The 15,232-nt window shown below is 61.4% G+C and carries 18 protein-coding genes and 1 tRNA gene; 10 read left to right on the top strand and 9 right to left on the bottom strand.

The genetic code is table 11. The features are described 5' to 3' along the window. Positions 1-3: 3 nt before the first annotated feature. The 5 genes from I3J27_RS19280 to I3J27_RS19260 all read right to left on the bottom strand — a co-directional run bounded on the left by I3J27_RS19280 (position 4) and on the right by I3J27_RS19260 (position 3,403). Entirely contained in the window at positions 4-462 is a 459-nt protein-coding gene (locus I3J27_RS19280; RefSeq protein WP_270172487.1) for a MaoC family dehydratase, read from the bottom strand. A gap of 11 nt (positions 463-473) precedes the next feature. Next, positions 474-1,124 (bottom strand): 3-oxoacid CoA-transferase subunit B, encoded by a 651-nt coding sequence (locus tag I3J27_RS19275; RefSeq protein ID WP_270172485.1) that lies wholly within the window; start codon positions 1,122-1,124, stop codon positions 474-476. Between the two features lie 4 nt (positions 1,125-1,128). Further along, positions 1,129-1,776: a CoA transferase subunit A gene (locus I3J27_RS19270; protein WP_270172839.1), complete on the bottom strand. Its 648-nt coding sequence runs from the start codon at positions 1,774-1,776 to the stop codon at positions 1,129-1,131. Positions 1,777-1,877: 101 nt separating this feature from the next. Further along, a complete protein-coding gene (locus I3J27_RS19265) occupies positions 1,878-2,480 on the bottom strand; it encodes a hypothetical protein (protein WP_270172483.1) in 603 nt (200 codons plus the stop codon). Further along, positions 2,477-3,403 (bottom strand): alpha/beta fold hydrolase, encoded by a 927-nt coding sequence (locus I3J27_RS19260; protein WP_270172481.1) that lies wholly within the window; start codon positions 3,401-3,403, stop codon positions 2,477-2,479. The genes I3J27_RS19265 and I3J27_RS19260 overlap by 4 nt, the downstream gene beginning before the upstream one ends. A 127-nt stretch (positions 3,404-3,530) precedes the next feature. On the opposite strand from I3J27_RS19260, the gene I3J27_RS19255 reads away from it, so the two are divergent. The 8 genes from I3J27_RS19255 (at position 3,531) to I3J27_RS19220 (ending at position 9,215) form a co-directional block, all read left to right on the top strand. Then, positions 3,531-6,038, top strand: coding sequence for an alpha/beta hydrolase (locus I3J27_RS19255; RefSeq protein WP_270172479.1), 2,508 nt, complete (start codon positions 3,531-3,533; stop codon positions 6,036-6,038). 8 nt (positions 6,039-6,046) lie between these two features. Continuing rightward, positions 6,047-6,910, top strand: coding sequence for an alpha/beta fold hydrolase (locus I3J27_RS19250; RefSeq protein ID WP_270172477.1), 864 nt, complete (start codon positions 6,047-6,049; stop codon positions 6,908-6,910). A 27-nt stretch (positions 6,911-6,937) separates the two neighbouring features. Then, positions 6,938-7,288 carry a phasin gene (locus I3J27_RS19245; RefSeq protein ID WP_270172475.1) on the top strand — a complete coding sequence of 117 codons (351 nt, stop codon included), beginning with the start codon at positions 6,938-6,940 and terminating at the stop codon, positions 7,286-7,288. 55 nt (positions 7,289-7,343) lie between these two features. Next, positions 7,344-7,850: a hypothetical protein gene (locus tag I3J27_RS19240; protein ID WP_270172473.1), complete on the top strand. Its 507-nt coding sequence runs from the start codon at positions 7,344-7,346 to the stop codon at positions 7,848-7,850. A 28-nt stretch (positions 7,851-7,878) separates the two neighbouring features. Further along, on the top strand, positions 7,879-8,049 hold the full coding sequence (locus I3J27_RS19235; RefSeq protein WP_270172471.1) for a hypothetical protein: 171 nt from the start codon (positions 7,879-7,881) through the stop codon (positions 8,047-8,049). A gap of 96 nt (positions 8,050-8,145) precedes the next feature. Then, the gene (locus I3J27_RS19230) at positions 8,146-8,409 is read left to right on the top strand and encodes a hypothetical protein (protein WP_270172469.1); all 264 of its coding nucleotides are present in this window, start codon (positions 8,146-8,148) and stop codon (positions 8,407-8,409) included. Between the two features lie 405 nt (positions 8,410-8,814). Then, positions 8,815-8,904, top strand: a tRNA-Ser gene (locus tag I3J27_RS19225). A 119-nt stretch (positions 8,905-9,023) separates the two neighbouring features. Beyond that, positions 9,024-9,215 carry a hypothetical protein gene (locus tag I3J27_RS19220; RefSeq protein ID WP_270172467.1) on the top strand — a complete coding sequence of 64 codons (192 nt, stop codon included), beginning with the start codon at positions 9,024-9,026 and terminating at the stop codon, positions 9,213-9,215. A 568-nt stretch (positions 9,216-9,783) separates the two neighbouring features. Here I3J27_RS19220 and I3J27_RS19215 read toward each other — a convergent pair. From I3J27_RS19215 to I3J27_RS19205, 3 genes are all read right to left on the bottom strand, one after another. Continuing rightward, the gene (locus tag I3J27_RS19215; protein ID WP_270172465.1) at positions 9,784-10,041 is read right to left on the bottom strand and encodes a hypothetical protein; all 258 of its coding nucleotides are present in this window, start codon (positions 10,039-10,041) and stop codon (positions 9,784-9,786) included. A 619-nt stretch (positions 10,042-10,660) separates the two neighbouring features. Next, on the bottom strand, positions 10,661-10,936 hold the full coding sequence (locus I3J27_RS19210) for a hypothetical protein (RefSeq protein WP_306417065.1): 276 nt from the start codon (positions 10,934-10,936) through the stop codon (positions 10,661-10,663). Between the two features lie 144 nt (positions 10,937-11,080). After that, positions 11,081-11,398, bottom strand: coding sequence for a hypothetical protein (locus tag I3J27_RS19205; protein ID WP_270172463.1), 318 nt, complete (start codon positions 11,396-11,398; stop codon positions 11,081-11,083). Between the two features lie 410 nt (positions 11,399-11,808). Between I3J27_RS19205 and I3J27_RS19200 the strand changes: the two genes are divergently transcribed. After that, positions 11,809-12,549, top strand: a complete 741-nt coding sequence (locus I3J27_RS19200; protein ID WP_270172461.1) for a DUF7168 domain-containing protein — start codon at positions 11,809-11,811, stop codon at positions 12,547-12,549. A gap of 365 nt (positions 12,550-12,914) precedes the next feature. On the opposite strand, the gene I3J27_RS19195 is transcribed toward I3J27_RS19200, so the two are convergent. Further along, a complete protein-coding gene (locus tag I3J27_RS19195; RefSeq protein ID WP_270172458.1) occupies positions 12,915-14,429 on the bottom strand; it encodes an alpha/beta hydrolase in 1,515 nt (504 codons plus the stop codon). 209 nt (positions 14,430-14,638) lie between these two features. On the opposite strand from I3J27_RS19195, the gene I3J27_RS19190 reads away from it, so the two are divergent. Then, a complete protein-coding gene (locus tag I3J27_RS19190) occupies positions 14,639-15,226 on the top strand; it encodes a hypothetical protein (protein WP_270172456.1) in 588 nt (195 codons plus the stop codon). The last annotated feature ends 6 nt before the right edge of the window (positions 15,227-15,232 follow it).

The raw sequence follows: 15,232 nt of genomic DNA, 5'->3' as shown, positions 1-15,232 counted from the left end.
TTTTCAGCGATAGTGCAGGGCGATCAGCTCGGCGACGCAGGCGGGCTTGTTACCGCCCTCGATCTCGATCACGAGGTGATAGTTCACGCGCAGTCCGTCCGGCGGCACGTCCTCGGCTTCGGCGACCGTGACGCGGCCGCGCAGTCTTGAGCCCGCCGGCACCGGGGCGAGGTACCTGATCCGGTCAGCGCCGTAGTTCAGCGTGTTGCGAAGGCCTTTCAGGCCGATGACAGAGCGGATGAAGAGCGGCGCCAGGGCAAGTGACAACAGGCCGTGGGCGATGGTTTTGCCGCCGGGCATCTCCTGGCTGGCACGTTCCTGGTCGACATGGATCCATTGTTCGTCGCAGGTCGCTTCGGCGAACTGATTGATGCGTGCCTGGGTGATCTCGATCCATTCGCTGGCGCCGATCTCGGTGCCGATAGAGGATTTGATCTCATTGAGATCGCTGAACATGCGCATGATTGTTCTGCTCAAAGTCTCATTTCCGGGACGGTGTCTTGAATGGCCAGTTCGGCCTCGGTGACAGCCATGACTTCTCCGACACTGATGCCGGGCGCCGTTTCCAAGAGGGTCGCCCTGCCACCAGGGAAGGCGATCACGGCCATGTCGGTCACGACAAGGTGGACGGGCCGCGCCGAGGTCAACGGCAGCGAGCATTTTGCCACGATCTTCGACTTACCCTTGGCCGCATGCTGCATGGCGACGATGACGCGCTTGGCGCCGCTGACGAGATCCATGGCGCCGCCCATGCCCGGCACCATCTTGCCGGGGATCATCCAGTTGGCGAGATGGCCATGCGCGTCGACCTGAAGCCCGCCAAGCACCGTGACATCGACATGACCGCCGCGGATGAGGCCGAACGACATCGCGCTATCGAATGTCGAGGCGCCTGGCAGCGCGCTAATTGGACGCCCGCCTGCGTCGGTGAGCGTGGGATGAGCCATGCCCTGCTCAGGGATCGGTCCTGTGCCAATCAGGCCATTCTCCGATTGAAAGAACACTTTCAGGTCGGACGGGACGTAGTTCGCGACCAGGGTCGGAATGCCGATGCCGAGATTGACCAGATCGCCGCTCTTCAGCTCCTTGGCGACGCGGCGGGCAATGATGATCTGGGGATCCATGATGTCACCCATTGGTGATGAGATAGTCAACGAGCGGCGCGGGGGTGACGACGTGGTCGGGCGCAATCACGCCAACGGGCACGATGTGCTCGGCTGTCACAATGACGGTGTCGGCTGCCATCGCCATGACTGGATTGAAATTACGCGAGGTGAGCGCGTAGGAAAGGTTGCCGAGATAGTCTGCGAGGAAAGCATGGACCAGCGCGAACTGGGCCCGTAGCGCCGTTTCCAGAAGAAATGACCGGCCGTCGATTTCGATTTGACGCTTGCCTTCAGCGACGAGCGTCCCGACGCCCGTCGGCGTCAGCACGCCGCCGAGACCGCAACCGCCGGCGCGGATGCGCTCGACAAAGGTACCCTGCGGAATCAGGTCGACCGCAATCTGGTTCGCCAGCATCTGCTGCTGCGCTTTCGGATTGAGGCCGATATGCGTTGCGGTCAGCTTCGACACCAATGCCTGATCGAACAATTTGCCGACGCCCTTGCCGGGCGTCGCCGCGTCGTTCGAGATCAAGGTCAGGCCGGTCTTGTTCTGGCGCACGACTTCGTCGAGCAGGCGCTCCGGCGTCCCGACGCCCATGAAGCCGCCCACCATGACGCTTGCGCCCGCCGGAATCTTTGCAACAGCTTCTTCGACGGAAACGGCCTTCATGCTTGAAACTCCGGGTTCGGCCGACGATCTCAGAAGGGCGGCAGTGGGCGGATGTTGGTGCCGGGCGACTCTCTTCCTTTGATCTGCGTCAAGGCTTCCGGTCATTCCGATCCGGCTGCGTCGATACCGATGCTCGCTTGTACCTCGCGCCAGAGCTTGCGAACGGCGGCATGACGTTGCTCGAGGGCAGCAGTCAACGCATCGCGATGCGGCGCAAGGTCCGTGCCCTTGAGGAGCAGAATCTGGGCCTGGAGTAGCCGGCTGCTCTCGAACTCGATACGCCGCAGTGCCATGACAAAGGGATCCTGCGCATTGGCCTCGATCGGGAGCAGCGCGGCGGGCCGAATACCGGCATGCACGGCATGGGCAAGCGTCGCAAGGTGAACCGCTTGGCCGAGGCGCGGATCCGAAATTCCGTCGATCGGGGCGGGCAACCAGGCGGTCTCCCAGGACGCAACCATGTACCCCAGGGCAAAATCCGGCGCCCAAGAGGTGGCGCGCATCAGCAGCGAAACAATCTCGGTCTCGCGATAGAACTGCGCATTCAATTCGGTCTGCCACGCCGCGTCGAGCCTAACAGGCAGCGTGAAGGCGAATTGCCGGGCGAGGGCGCCATATGCCGAGATCAGGAATGCCGCGATCCGCGTCTGCTGACCCGGCGGGACACGTCCGTCTGAGTCTAGCGGACCGAGGAATCCGCTCATGTCAGCGCCCGCCTGACCGGGATAGCGCGCAGGTGATCGTAACCGTCAGGAAATGGTGTCAGCGGGCCGCCGGGCTCATCGGGCGCGACCCATACGGCTTGATTGCCTTGCCAGCGGCCGGCCAGCACATCGTCGGCAAAGCGCGCCAGAAGATCGGCCGTCAGCGCGCCCTTCTCAAGCGTGAAGGCGTGATATGCCTTGGGAATGATCACCAGCGAGCTGTTCGGGATCTCAACCCGGAGGGTCTCGTGCAGATGACGCGGGGTCAGAAAATCGAACTCACCATTGAGGATCATGGTCGGAGCCGAGATCGCTGACAGGCGCGGCGTGAGCGGTTGGAAGTCGAGAAAAGACTCCATCAGATTTTGAAGCGCGTAGACATCGTTCACCAGCCAGCCCTGGCGCTTGACGCTGTCGAGCCTGTCCAACAATGGCTTCAACCACTGATCAGACAGGTTCATAGGCAGCAGCAAATCCTGGAGATAGCCTGTTCCTCCCAGGATCAGGCCGGTCCGCAGGGCGTTGCCGAGAAGCAAAAGCTGCGGCGTCAGCTCGGCGAAGCAGCTCATGGGCACCAGTCCGGACAGCCGCCGCCCATGCTCGATCGCATAACGGAGCGCGATCAGGCCGCCGAAGCTGATGCCGCTCAGGAACACCGGCCCCTCGCCAAGCGCTTCGATCAGAAGCCTCAGCGCGGAAACCTGGTCGTCCTGACTGATAAAGAGCGTCGGTTTGTCGGAGACCCCTTGACCGAGGAGATCGAAGGTTGCCACGCGAAAGCCTCGTGCCAGCAGCGCCTCGCGATAGGCGCTCCATAGCTCGGAATATTGTGTCAGTCCATTGACGAAAACATAGGCCGGCGCTCTCGCCGGCCCATCGAGCTCATAGCGTATTCGATACGAGCCGTGACTGAGAAAAGGCATCGCATAAGACTACCGACATGGTTGGCCACGATGCTCAACTGTCGCGAGCGGATTCCGTTGAGCTAGATCAAAGCTCCCCGTTGCGACCTTCCTAGCGTTTCAAAAACTGCCCAGGGAGGAATCCGTCATGTCCGCGACTGGTTTCGTGAAACGTTGCTCCGTCAGCCTGATTGTACTGCTGGTCGGCACCGCTCTGGCAGTTGCACAACCCTTCACTCGCCGCTCATCGCAGGTGCAGCATGACGGGCTGAAGAAGACCTACGAGATCGCCAACTTCCGCCTTGGCGGCAAGTACGACCTTTACAATCCGTCCAAATGGGAGGATGGCGGCGAGGGTGGTATCACGCTCGAGTCGCTCGGCGCGGGTAAGCTGCGCACCGCCTATATCGCCATCGGCAACGCCCGGCGCAACGCGGCCGGCGAGATCACCAATGCCATCGTGATCAACTCCTATTATTCCGGCGACTCCACCGACATGTACGAGCAGTGGGTCAAGGGCGCTGCCCTGTCGGGTGGCGTCCCGATCATCGGCCCGGGCAGGCCGATCGATACAGACCGCTATTATGTCATCATGGTCGATCCGCTCGGCACCTGGGGGGCCAGCAAGCCGTCAGACGGCCTCGGTATCAAGTTTCCGCAATACAGTTACTACGACATGGTGCAGGCAAACTATCGACTGCTGCGCGATGAGCTGAAGGTTGCGCGCGTCGCGCTGGTCACAGGCGTATCCATGGGCGGCACGCAGACTTATGTCTGGGGTGTCATGCATCCCGAATATGTCAGCGCCTTGATGCCGATCGGCGGCACGACGCAGTCGGATGGAGAGGATCCCGTCGGCAACTGGACGTTCCAGATGATGACGGCCGCGATCCAGGGCGATCCGGTCTGGCAAGAGACCAAGGGCGACTATTACAAGCTCCCGAAGGAAAAGCATCCGGTGCCGGGTGTCGCGTTCGGCTGGTCGATCCTTGGCATGACCGGCTATGACTTCGCATTCCGCACAACCCAGAACTGGGGTGCCGTGCAGCCCGAAATTTTCTACTGGGATCCGCCGAACGAGAAGGCCGGTTTGAACGTCATCAATCGCGCCAAGCTCTATGACGCGGTCGATCTCGTCTGGCGCAACCGAGTTGGCGAGACCCACAACGTCAATCCCTACCTCGGCCGGATCCAGGCCCGCACGCTGGTGATGCACATCACCAACGATCTCTGGCTCAACTTCAAGCTGGCGCAGCAGGCGGTCGATCGCGTGCCGGGTGCGGACCTGATCGCGCAGGAAAGCCCGGTCGCGCATTACGGCGTGTTCCCGATCATCAACCAGCGCAAGAACGATCCGAAATTCGTCGCTTTCATGGACGATGTTGCAAGCCTCGATCGCGCGCAGAAATTTGCCGACAAAAACTATCGCGTGCCCGGTGTTGCCGAGAAGATCGATCCGGAAAAATCCTTCTGGAAAGATTTTGTGACATATCCCTATCCGGTCAAATTCTCCAACGCCAAGGACAAGAGCGGCAAATCCTGGCAGATCGGCTACATGGATGAATACAACGGCACCGATAGGGATCCCAAGGTGCTGGTCGTCATCCACGGCAAGGGCGCCTTCGGCGGCCACTACGGCAATGTCATGCAACATGCGCTGCGGAGCGGGGTACGCGTGATCGTGCCTGACCTGCCGCACTATGGGATGTCCGGGCCCGGCAATCTCGACAAGAGTCCGGCGCGCACCATGCAAGACATGCGCGAGGTGATTTATGACCTCGTCGTCAACCAGCTCGGAGTGAAGAAGGCGGTCTATCTCGGCCACTCGCTCGGCGGTCAGTTCGCGATGGGCTATGCCTTGACCTGGCCAGACGCCGTGCAGGCGCTGGTTCTCGAAGCCCCCTCAGGCCTCGAGGAATATCCGCGCGACATTACGATAGCCAAGGACAAGAAGGCAAAATTGTTCGACCCGGATCTCGGCCGCGATTTCGACAAGTGGAAGTCGATCTGGGATCAGACTGGCATTCTCGCCGCTGAAAAGGCCCGCGACGAGCAGAGCGTCCGCGATTTCTTCTATTTCAAGAAGCGAGACCCGAACACCGGCGCCTTGTCGGCGGCGAAGAGCGGGTACTTCTTCAGCGATAGCGAATATGCCCGCTTCCATACCGAGCAGCGCGTCGGCCTCATCAAGGGCAATCCGAAAGAGCTCGATCAATGGTGCAACGTCTTCATCTTCGACATCTACACCATCGGGGCTGAGCTCCAGCAGGACGATCCGAAGAATCTCTATGAGCGGCTCACCCAGATCAAGGCACCGATCTTCCTTGCCTTCGGCGACAAGGAGCCCTTCATTCCGACGCCGGCCTTCAACGGGCTGACCGATCTCGGGCGCGACGTGATCTCGCCGTTCATGACGCGGATGACCAATGTTGGCAACCGGCCGATCCTGAAGATCTATCCGGAGACCGGGCATTTCATCCACACCGACAATCCGGTCGAGTTTTCGGTCGACGTCGTGGACTTCGTGACCAAGGGCAGCGTCGATACCTCGTCGCCGGCCGGTATTGACCGCATGATCAAGGGGGCCGTGGTCTCGGCCTTGCCGGTGGCACCGACCCCGCCGGGGGCTGCGCCCACAGCCGGCCTGAACAAATAGGGCTGCACATGGCAAGGGTGCGGGCAGGTGAGGTCCAGCTCGGCTGGCGAGAGTGGGGGCGGGGCGACGTCACTGTCGTCTTCATCCACGGTAATCTCGCGAGCAAGGATTGGATCGAGCTTGCCGCGCCCCTGTTTCCGACGGGCCTGCGCGTCGTCGCCATCGACTGGCGCGGTTGTGGCGACAGCGATCGGCCGAAGCCGACCGCGGACTACACCAACTATTCCATGCGGCAGCATGCCGAGGACATGCTGGCCGCCCTCGATGAGCTCGAAATCGGCTATTGCCATCTCGCGACGCATTCGACGGGCGGCATCATCGCCGCGCGCATGCTCTTGATGCAGCCGCAACGCTTCGGCCGTGTGTTCGCGCTCGATCCGGTGACGCCGCTCGGCATGGCCTTCAATGCCGATCAGATCGGGCTGTTCCGCGCGATGATGGCGAACAAGGAGTTGACACGAACGATCATGGCAACGGCGGCGTCCTCGCTGTTCGTGCCCGAGAGCATGGCGCCGAACGCTGTTCCGCGGTTTCGCGAAGGACTGCCTGATATCGAGGCTCTGTTCGATCGCATTATCGACCAGACGTTTGGCGTCTCCGCAGGCATTTGGATCGGGACCCCGGTCAACCTCACGCGGGAGAAGGAAAGCCACGAGTTGGAGCGCCGGATGCCGGAGCTGCGGCATCCGCATCTGGTGCTGTGGGGCGAATGGGACGGCTGGATTCTTCCGGCCGACCTACGTGTCATGGCTGAGGCGATGCCGGATTGCCGGCTCGTGATTGTGCCCGGCATCGGGCACTCGATGAATCTCGAACGGCCGGCACTCTATGCCGGCTATTTCGGCGCCTGGTTTGGAGGACTTCCAGCATAAGCGAAACCGTCCGAAAGGAGAGACATCATGGCCGAAATCAATGTGTCCGCCGAAGGCATGCGTGCGTCACTGAGCGAGGCGCTCGATCGCTTGCGCAAGGCCAATTCGGACTATTTCGAACTGCTGGAACGTGCTCTCGGCTCGTCGCCGGTGCCCATCGCGAACCAGGCAAAGGAGTTCTGTGCCTTCATGCAGCGCAATGTCACCGCAACTTTCGATCTGGGCGACAAACTGGTCGGCGCGAAGGACATGCAGGATGCGCTCAAGCTTCAAGCCGATTTCTTCCAGGAGCAGATGCGCTCGCTGACCGACCAGGGCCGGGCCATGAGCGAGTCTGCGATGAAGGCGGCGGGAGGCATGTTCAGTCCGAAGGCCTGACGCGCTGTCGATGTCAGAGGACGGGGGATTTACGTTCTTAGAAGGAGGACGGATCATGCTCAAATATCTGCCGGCAGCGTTTGCCATTCTCATTCTTGTCGGCGCTACGCTCGTGCCCGATGACGCCTATGCTCGCAGGGGCGGCGGCGGTCGTGGCGGTGGGTTCCATGGCGGCGGCGGGCGCGCACATTTCGCCGGGGGCGGCCACGCCGGGCGCTTCCATGGCGGGGGCGGACACCGCTATGCCGGGCGACCGCGTCCGAGCCATCCCATCGCCGGTCGACCCGGGGGTCGACCCATTGCAGGTCGACCGGGGCGTCCGACCCATCCGGTTGCCGGGCGGCCAGGACGTCCGGGCTATCCGATCGCAGGCCGGCCCGGTTATCCCGGTTATGGCGGGCGCTATCCCTATTATCCAGGGCGCGGTCTCGCCTATGGCGCAGCAGCTGGAGCCGTTGCGGCAGGCGCCTATTACGGAAGCGGCTACTACAACCAAGGTTGCTACTACGACACTCAGGGCAACTGGATCTGCCCGCAGGGTAATCCCTACTATCCTTATTGATGAACGCAAAGAACGAGCGAGGTCAGCTATGGCCGGAACGAACAAGCTGTCGGTCGAGAAAGCTCTCGAAAAGTTGCGTCAAGATGATCAGATCAAATCGAGCAAAGAGCAGCGCGACGAAAAGAGTGAAGAGCTGCGTCGAGAGATCAAGCGCATGAGGGCGCAGCGATCACGGCTTGATCTTAAGTCGTCCAAGTAAAGCGGAGATGACGGGAGTGGTTTGCTCAGGTGTGCCCAGGCGCGACCATCCAAGTCAGGCTCAGTGATCGAACCGGCCAACGCTGGAGTAAAGTCGATGTGGGTGCTGATGTACGTTTTTTCCTACTCCATCAGTCCGGCCGCGACGAACGACAAGGCGGATTGGCGGCTTCTTCCGACGGTCGTATTCCAGGAATTTTCCAGTGAGGAACGATGCAGGAAGGCCAAGGCGACGCTTGAAGGAAGCTTGAGCGAAGCGGGCGCCAGGCTCAGAAGCGGCTTGGAGGATCTGAGGAGCTTGGGCAAAGCTGATCCGGCCCAGGTTATCATCGCATACAATGTGGAATGCCTGCCGAAATGAATAAGACGGTCTTGGTGCGACGCGACGAAGATCGCTGTCGACGCTCACGGTGCTTGCGGCGGGCTTCCTCAAGCCCTGACAAAGGAAGTCTAGATGAAGGTCCGACATCTTGACTCCAAGCAGCACGCGGACGGCGCCTCAGCGCGCGACGCCGATTGGCATGGTAACAATGCGGCGTTTATCTGCCCCGTCTGCACCCAAGTCTATTTGGTGAGCCAATTCATCGATCCTACGGTCGGCCTTGTCCCCATTGCGGCAACTCAAGCGCATTTGTGACGGGCAGCCCAAACCAGCAGCATGGAAAAGCGCGCATCGAGCGGGGAAATAGCTCTTGGCCCCAGATTGTCCCCAAGTTCGCGTTGCGTTCGGATGCGGGCTAGGCTAAGTGCCTGATCCTGCTCGCAAGGAAGGGTGGCCGAGTGGTTTAAGGCACCGGTCTTGAAAACCGGCGTGCCCGCAAGGGTACCGTGGGTTCGAATCCCACCCCTTCCGCCAGTATGCTGTTCTCCCCTGTTTGCAACTGTTCGGAATCACGGAAAAATCAAAGGTCTGCTCTGAATCGCACCGCATTCCCGGCTGATCGCCCGCGATTGCCAGTGCCGGGAGCGCTCGGCATGAGCAACATCATCGACCTGGTGCCCGACCGCTCCGAGGTCAACATCGAACGACATCACGCACAGGCCTTCCGAGATCTGGAAACCAGCCTGCGAGGCTGCGTGAGGATGAGCGCTGGAACAGCGAGCAGACCGCATAGGAAGCGCGACCGGCAGCGGCTCATGACGCATCGTCGAAGGTTGAAGCGATGACAACAACAGCGCGGGGCTACGTCCCGCGTTGGCTCTATTCAGTCGCGTCGCCGAATTTGGGCATAGACAATCAGCGCTTGGGCAGATGGCCCGGTTAATCGAGAGCTGCCGTTTTTTGTGTTACAACTTGGTCTGCGACGTGATGACACGTCGTTACGACAAATGCCGTTCTGCTGCAGTGCCATTCACTGCCGAGGGCGGCAGTCGAGACTGGCTCGTAAGCGGTCAATCCTAACAGGGCGGCCGCGCCGATCAGCAAATTTGCGATAACAAGCTTGCGCGCTTTGCGAGTCCACGTTGGGCTGATCATAGAGGTAGTTCCCTTTATGGGGCGTGCGCTGGCAGAGATAAGGCTGGGCCTCGTTTGTTTCAGGCTGACTTCACGACGCAGGAAAATGGTTTCATGGCGGGTCATTGGGGAACAAACCGGCCCCAGTCTCGCTCATCCATGGGCAGGCTCAGGCGATTTCACGCAGCGGCAGCGCGAGTTGCAAGCCGTACGGACGCGAGGAATTGGCTTGGACGAAAGCTTGCCGCGCGGGTAAAAGGCCAAGCCCATCGCGGCCAGCTAGACTAGGTCCGCCGGAGCATTCGCGATGTCCTCAGTGGCGTCGCGGGACCAGCCCTCGGCCGCGTTGAACGCGACGATCCTAAGTGGGTAGGCGTATTGGCCGGAGATGATGTCCCGAAGCACCGTCTCGCGATCGGTGTCCTGCTCGTCGGTCTCTCGCCACGCGCAGCCGGCCTGCGCTCCGAAGTCTTCCAGCACCAGATAGATCTCGCGATCGAGACGATCGGTCGGCCCAATCGACGGCGAGGAACGCATGCGCGTACTCCGATACTACCGAAGGCGCAGAGACGGCCCCGGCTGGCAGGGGGGCTTTTGAGGTAGGCCGGGGCCGCTCGGCCGGCTCCGCGGGAGCCAGCGAGACTCATAATCTGGTCGGCAGAACTTCGTTCCTGAAATCTCCTAGATGGACAGACTGCAGCCGATTATCCGTCAGCGCTTCGTCTCTCGTGAGTGCTGCCAGTCTATCCAACTGCGTGGACAAGCCGGCAAAGCTCCTCGCGATATTCTTCAAAACGGACACTCGGACGGCGGAAATGCCCGGTGCTTTGGAAAGCGCTTTGTAGCGTTCTGATGCGTCACGGCAGGTTGCGGGGGCAATCATTTGAGCGTCAATGGCCAGAAGCAATGTTTAGGGCGGCAATACTTACATAGGTTGCGACTCTCGCGGAATTGGTTCGGGACAGGCGGCTCAGCTCCAACGTCCGGCAGCCCGCCAAGTCGATTACAACTCCAGATTCGTTGCTATGTGCTTTGCCGCATGCGAGGCTTAGCGATATTTACGCGTTTCGGAGGGAAGCCCGATGCGCCTGGCATTGCCCTATCTGGGAATTGGTTTCTGCGTGCTCTTGACGGGATGGTTGTCTTTGACGCTGATCTATTGACCGATCAGGTCCGCGCCGGGTGCAAGCAGCCGCACGTAGGTGCCGCTCTCGTGCAGTTCGAGCCAGCCCTGCGCGACGGCGTATTTGAACTCGGCGCCGAACTCGCTGCTAGTGGCCTTCAGCTTGAATAAGAATGGCGCGTCTACGGCCGTCTTGGGCGGCTTCGATGCCAGCGATCTCGACGAGCTTTCGCGCGTCGCTTCGACGCGCTGTCGCATCCGCTTCTGGTGATAGGCCTTCGCGACTGCTCGGTTCTCTGCCTTGTTCATGAGCGCTATCGAAGCGCGCCGCTGGCGAGAGTCGAATGGTCAATCGCTTGGGTCCCGGAACGCGCGTGAGCTACTGCGCTTCGTGGGTGTGGAGAAGCGGGCAGGCAAAGGAAACACTTAAGCTGCGCTTTTACGCATCTGTCGCTAGTGCTTTGCCGCTCTCTCAAGGAATTCCAGCATGGAGGGCGCCACGTCCTCGAATTCGACGAAGCGACGGCGCAGCTCATCCGCGATATCCGCGGTCACATCGCGCGACCATCCCTCGGTCGTGTTGAAGGCGACGATGCGAGCTGGACGAATGTAATGGCCTTCGATCAGGTGCCGCAGCAGAGTCGCACGATTGCCGTCCTCTTCTGCCGTTTCGGACCAGGCCCGCCCCAAACGGCCGCCGAAGTCCTCAAGCACAATGTAGACATCGCGGTTGCCCGCACTCTGCGGCACGATGGATGGAGAGTGGGCCATGAGACGCTCTTGACTAGAGTTCTCTTCAGGACCCGAACCTGACCTCAAGCGGTCGAAAAGGCTACGGCTAAAAAGGGGTAGGCAGTCGTGGGCTTGATGGTGTACGCCGGCCGAAGTCTGATCCCCGCGCCCATGGGGCAATATCAGCACGACATCGACGAACTCGCACGCATGGAGGGGCTGTGTCGCGATCTTGCAGAGCAGAGCAGGGTGCCCGGCGAGGCCGGCGCGCCGCTCGAGTTGGCCGAAAACTACGGTCGCGAGGTTGGCCGGAGGACCGTGGTTAGTACCGTGGATAGGTCTCGGCGACGCCCAAAAAGCCGAGTAATTTCAACAAGGTTGACAGGACACCCCTTCCGCCAATCGATCCGACCGGGGTCTGTCGGTTGGGCTTTCCGGGCAGGTGATCGGTGAATCAGACGTTCAATCCGGCCGCGCTCGACAAGCTGAAGCTCCGCATTCAGGCGTTGCGCGCCAAGACGATCGCCAATGGCTGCACCGAGGACGAGGCGCTGTCTGCCGCCGCCAAGGTCGCCGAGCTGCTGGATCGCCACGATTTGTCGCTCTCCGACGTCGAGCTGCGCGCTTCGCCGTGCGAGCGCAGGGTCTACGAGACCCATCGCAAGAAGCGAATTCCCCTGGACGACTGCATCGGCGCGATCGCTCATTTCTGCGATTGCCGGGTCTGGCGCGAGAAGAGCGCGGCCGGCGAGAGCAGCTATGTGTTCTTCGGTCTCGGCGCAGACGTCGAGGTCGCGCACTATCTGGCCGAGTTGATCGACGGCGCCGTGCGCGCCGAACTTGGCCGCTTCAAGACCTCGGTCGACTACAGCAGGTTCCGGCACCAGGAGCGGCATCTGGCCAATGCCTCCTTCGCGCTCGGGATGGTGGCGTCGATCGCGAACAGGCTGGTGGCGATCAAGGCCGGTCGCGATCAGATCAACGAAGGCGCCGGCCGCGGGCTGGTCGTGCTCAAGACCTCGGTGGTCGATGCAGAATTCGACAAGCTCGACCTCAAGCTCCGGACCCAGCGCAGCAGCGGCCGGATGGTGTCAATGACGGCCTATGAAGCCGGCGGCGCTGCCGGCGCGTCGCTGGCCATCAATCCCGGCCTTGGCGGGCAGTCAGGGACCGCTCCCAAGGGAAGCTGAATGCATCGGGGAGGGGCGGGGACATCGGGAGAGGCGGCGACGGAGAGCTTGCTGCGAAGAGCAAAGTTCACGACCTGGATGAAGCGATCGGCGAGTCCGCGCGGCTTCGCTCAACCGAGCTACACCGACATCGGAGACGCGCCCACGACAGGCGCGATGGATTTCGGAATAATGGCATTATGCCGCTGTTTTGCCCGACGAGTCAAATGGATATGCGGACGCGCGGGGTTGGTCATGCAAGCCCTTGATCCGACACGCATCGGCTACTGTGCATGGGGTTGTTTTCGACAATTTTAAGAGGCGTGTCCGGATCCTCATGAGATCGTGGGGTGGGCCGCGTACCTGTCCGTCGCTGCGGCATGCCCTCATTGGTACTTCCAATAGGTCGACGCCAGCGGCGGCTCCGGGAACTTGTGCACCTGGGACAGGCGCGGCAGCTTCATCCCGTTGATGAGGAGCAGCTTGAGGTCGTCCATCACGGCGCGGTTGGTCGCGAACACCGTATGGTTCAATCCGAAGATCTCCTCACCGATCGCGGTCACGTCGATCGTGTCCAGGTTGGGGAGCAGGACCGGGCCGTTGGCGAAGACCATCCCGGCTCTCGGGAAATCGTTCAACTCGGCCGATGCGATCAGGGCCCTGTCGGCGGACGACGCGTACAGCGTTGCCCCGTCAACGATCTTCTGTGCCAGGGGCAGCTGGATCATGAACTTGTCGCGGGCGACGTCGGGCGCGGCCATGACCAGCTGCCGCACCCTGACGGGATTGGACCGCTGCGCCAATTGATCCAGCGCCGGCAGTACGACGCGGTTTCCCATGCTGTGGACGATGATGTCGATATGCTCGATCCCGCTGTCGTGCAGTTTGGTCAGGAGCTCGGCAAACTCGGCTTGCGCGATGTCCGCGCTGTCCTGGTCATAATTGTAATCGCGCACTTTTCCTCTCGAGCTCCAGGAGAAGAGCACTGACACGCCCCGGTACTGCAGGTCCCAGACGATCTGCGCGTTTCGGTAGAGCGCGTCCTCAAACCCCGTGTTGAAGCCGTGCACGAAGATGAGGGCGCGATTTTGCGATTGATCGGCTTGTCTTTTGACCAGCTCTTTCCAGTCGTCGTACGACGTCGCCGCGAGCCGCTTGATGGAGAAATGCTTGGTTTCATCCGTCGCCGATTTGTAGTCGAAGCTCAGGAAGTGCCACTCGGACGGAAGCTCGATCTGGCCCGGCTTATGGTCTTCCGGAATACGGACCCCGGCAACGCCATAGCTCAAGATGCCCGATCGCGGCGCATCCGTATCAAGCGTCGAGACGTTGTTCGTTATCTTGATGTTGCGATCCGTCGCAAAGAAGAACTCGACCAGCCGGGCATCCTGATTGCAGGAACTCGGAGCCAACTCACAGGACAGCACCACCGTTCGGTTCGGACGGCTTCTCGAATATCCGTGGTGATAGCCACCACCGCCTTTCTTCGGCGGCGCCGCCTGCGTCCTGGTGCCATAGACGTCGGCGCTCGTCATCTCTGCGGCCAGAATCCTGCTTCCATCCTGAATACTGAAGTTCCAGGAAGAGACACCGTCGGCATGTCGCAGTTCCGCCTCGACGATGGTTTGTTTCGAGAGACGCCGCTCGTCTCCGATCTCGACCTGCGTCACTTGTCCCAATCGCGAAAGGATCGCGTATTGGGGCTGAGCGTCGGGCCGGTAGCCTCGCGCCGTCGTCGACTGCACTTTCGCAAGGTCCGACGTTCGGACGCCCTCGACGAAATTGGAGATGTTCTGCGCCAGCGCGGTCTGGTCTGCACTCGTGGCGGCGTGGAGCGCGTCTGATTGGAGGCTGAACAGCAGCAGCCAGGACAGGGACGCGATGAAATGAGAAATCTTCATAAAGTGACCTCTGTCCTTCAGCGCAGTCCGCGCTCTTCCCATCCGGCAAGGAACGCGTCCTTGAATGGCGGACGTATGAAATAGATCACGCAACCCGAGAAAAATAATTTCCCCGCGCTGGCGCGCAGGTGCGTGTTTAGATGACAACACCCCAAAGTTGTGGTTAGTTTCCGGCCGCCTTCTCCGTCTCGCTCGCCCCGGGGGCCCGAATGGACACCGAAGCACTGACCGTTGCTTATGCGCGCGTGAAGGCGATCCTGGACGAGGCCGCGGGCGACAGCACCGCCGATTATGGCGGCGCGGGACGGTTCTGGGACAAGGGTGCGCCGGCGCTCGAGGCGGCCGAGATCTTCGGCATCAGGATGGTTGCGCCGCCTCCAGAGGGGCATGCCTGCTGCATCCCGCCGCACGCGCGCAGTGACGCATCCGGACTGATCAAGGGATTGCGCGGCGAGGCGCCATTCGATGGCGGCCGCTTTCCGGCGCTGCCGTGGGGTGGCCACGCGGTCGCTCCTGCCGACATCGATCGCGTCGCCGACTGGATCGATGCGGGCTGCCCTGATGATGCGACCAGTGTCGCGGTCGAGCTAGCGCCCGGCAAGCCGGCGAAGACCGCGACCGTGCGTGTCAGCGAGATTGCCGAATTTGCGGTGGATGCCGATGGCTATTCGCCGGCCGCGGGGGTCGGCGAGCCCAGGCGACGCATGAACATCGATTGCATGAGCGAGCCGCAGCTCGAGCGCCTGCGCCGTGGCTTTCGGACCGGCCGCGCCGGAGTTGCTCGTCGAGGCCTTTGAGGATGG

The organism is Bradyrhizobium xenonodulans (assembly GCF_027594865.1).
Lineage (GTDB): Bacteria > Pseudomonadota > Alphaproteobacteria > Rhizobiales > Xanthobacteraceae > Bradyrhizobium > Bradyrhizobium xenonodulans.
This window is presented reverse-complemented; position numbering and strand designations above follow the sequence as displayed.

Coding starts and splice junctions, on each gene's coding strand:
- I3J27_RS19280 (WP_270172487.1), bottom strand. CDS start 462: ATGCGCATGTTCAGCGATCTCAATGAGATCAAATCCTCTATCGGCACC.
- I3J27_RS19275 (WP_270172485.1), bottom strand. CDS start 1,124: ATGGATCCCCAGATCATCATTGCCCGCCGCGTCGCCAAGGAGCTGAAG.
- I3J27_RS19270 (WP_270172839.1), bottom strand. CDS start 1,776: ATGAAGGCCGTTTCCGTCGAAGAAGCTGTTGCAAAGATTCCGGCGGGC.
- I3J27_RS19265 (WP_270172483.1), bottom strand. CDS start 2,480: ATGAGCGGATTCCTCGGTCCGCTAGACTCAGACGGACGTGTCCCGCCG.
- I3J27_RS19260 (WP_270172481.1), bottom strand. CDS start 3,403: ATGCCTTTTCTCAGTCACGGCTCGTATCGAATACGCTATGAGCTCGAT.
- I3J27_RS19255 (WP_270172479.1), top strand. CDS start 3,531: ATGTCCGCGACTGGTTTCGTGAAACGTTGCTCCGTCAGCCTGATTGTA.
- I3J27_RS19250 (WP_270172477.1), top strand. CDS start 6,047: ATGGCAAGGGTGCGGGCAGGTGAGGTCCAGCTCGGCTGGCGAGAGTGG.
- I3J27_RS19245 (WP_270172475.1), top strand. CDS start 6,938: ATGGCCGAAATCAATGTGTCCGCCGAAGGCATGCGTGCGTCACTGAGC.
- I3J27_RS19240 (WP_270172473.1), top strand. CDS start 7,344: ATGCTCAAATATCTGCCGGCAGCGTTTGCCATTCTCATTCTTGTCGGC.
- I3J27_RS19235 (WP_270172471.1), top strand. CDS start 7,879: ATGGCCGGAACGAACAAGCTGTCGGTCGAGAAAGCTCTCGAAAAGTTG.
- I3J27_RS19230 (WP_270172469.1), top strand. CDS start 8,146: ATGTGGGTGCTGATGTACGTTTTTTCCTACTCCATCAGTCCGGCCGCG.
- I3J27_RS19220 (WP_270172467.1), top strand. CDS start 9,024: ATGAGCAACATCATCGACCTGGTGCCCGACCGCTCCGAGGTCAACATC.
- I3J27_RS19215 (WP_270172465.1), bottom strand. CDS start 10,041: ATGCGTTCCTCGCCGTCGATTGGGCCGACCGATCGTCTCGATCGCGAG.
- I3J27_RS19210 (WP_306417065.1), bottom strand. CDS start 10,936: ATGAACAAGGCAGAGAACCGAGCAGTCGCGAAGGCCTATCACCAGAAG.
- I3J27_RS19205 (WP_270172463.1), bottom strand. CDS start 11,398: ATGGCCCACTCTCCATCCATCGTGCCGCAGAGTGCGGGCAACCGCGAT.
- I3J27_RS19195 (WP_270172458.1), bottom strand. CDS start 14,429: ATGAAGATTTCTCATTTCATCGCGTCCCTGTCCTGGCTGCTGCTGTTC.
- I3J27_RS19190 (WP_270172456.1), top strand. CDS start 14,639: ATGGACACCGAAGCACTGACCGTTGCTTATGCGCGCGTGAAGGCGATC.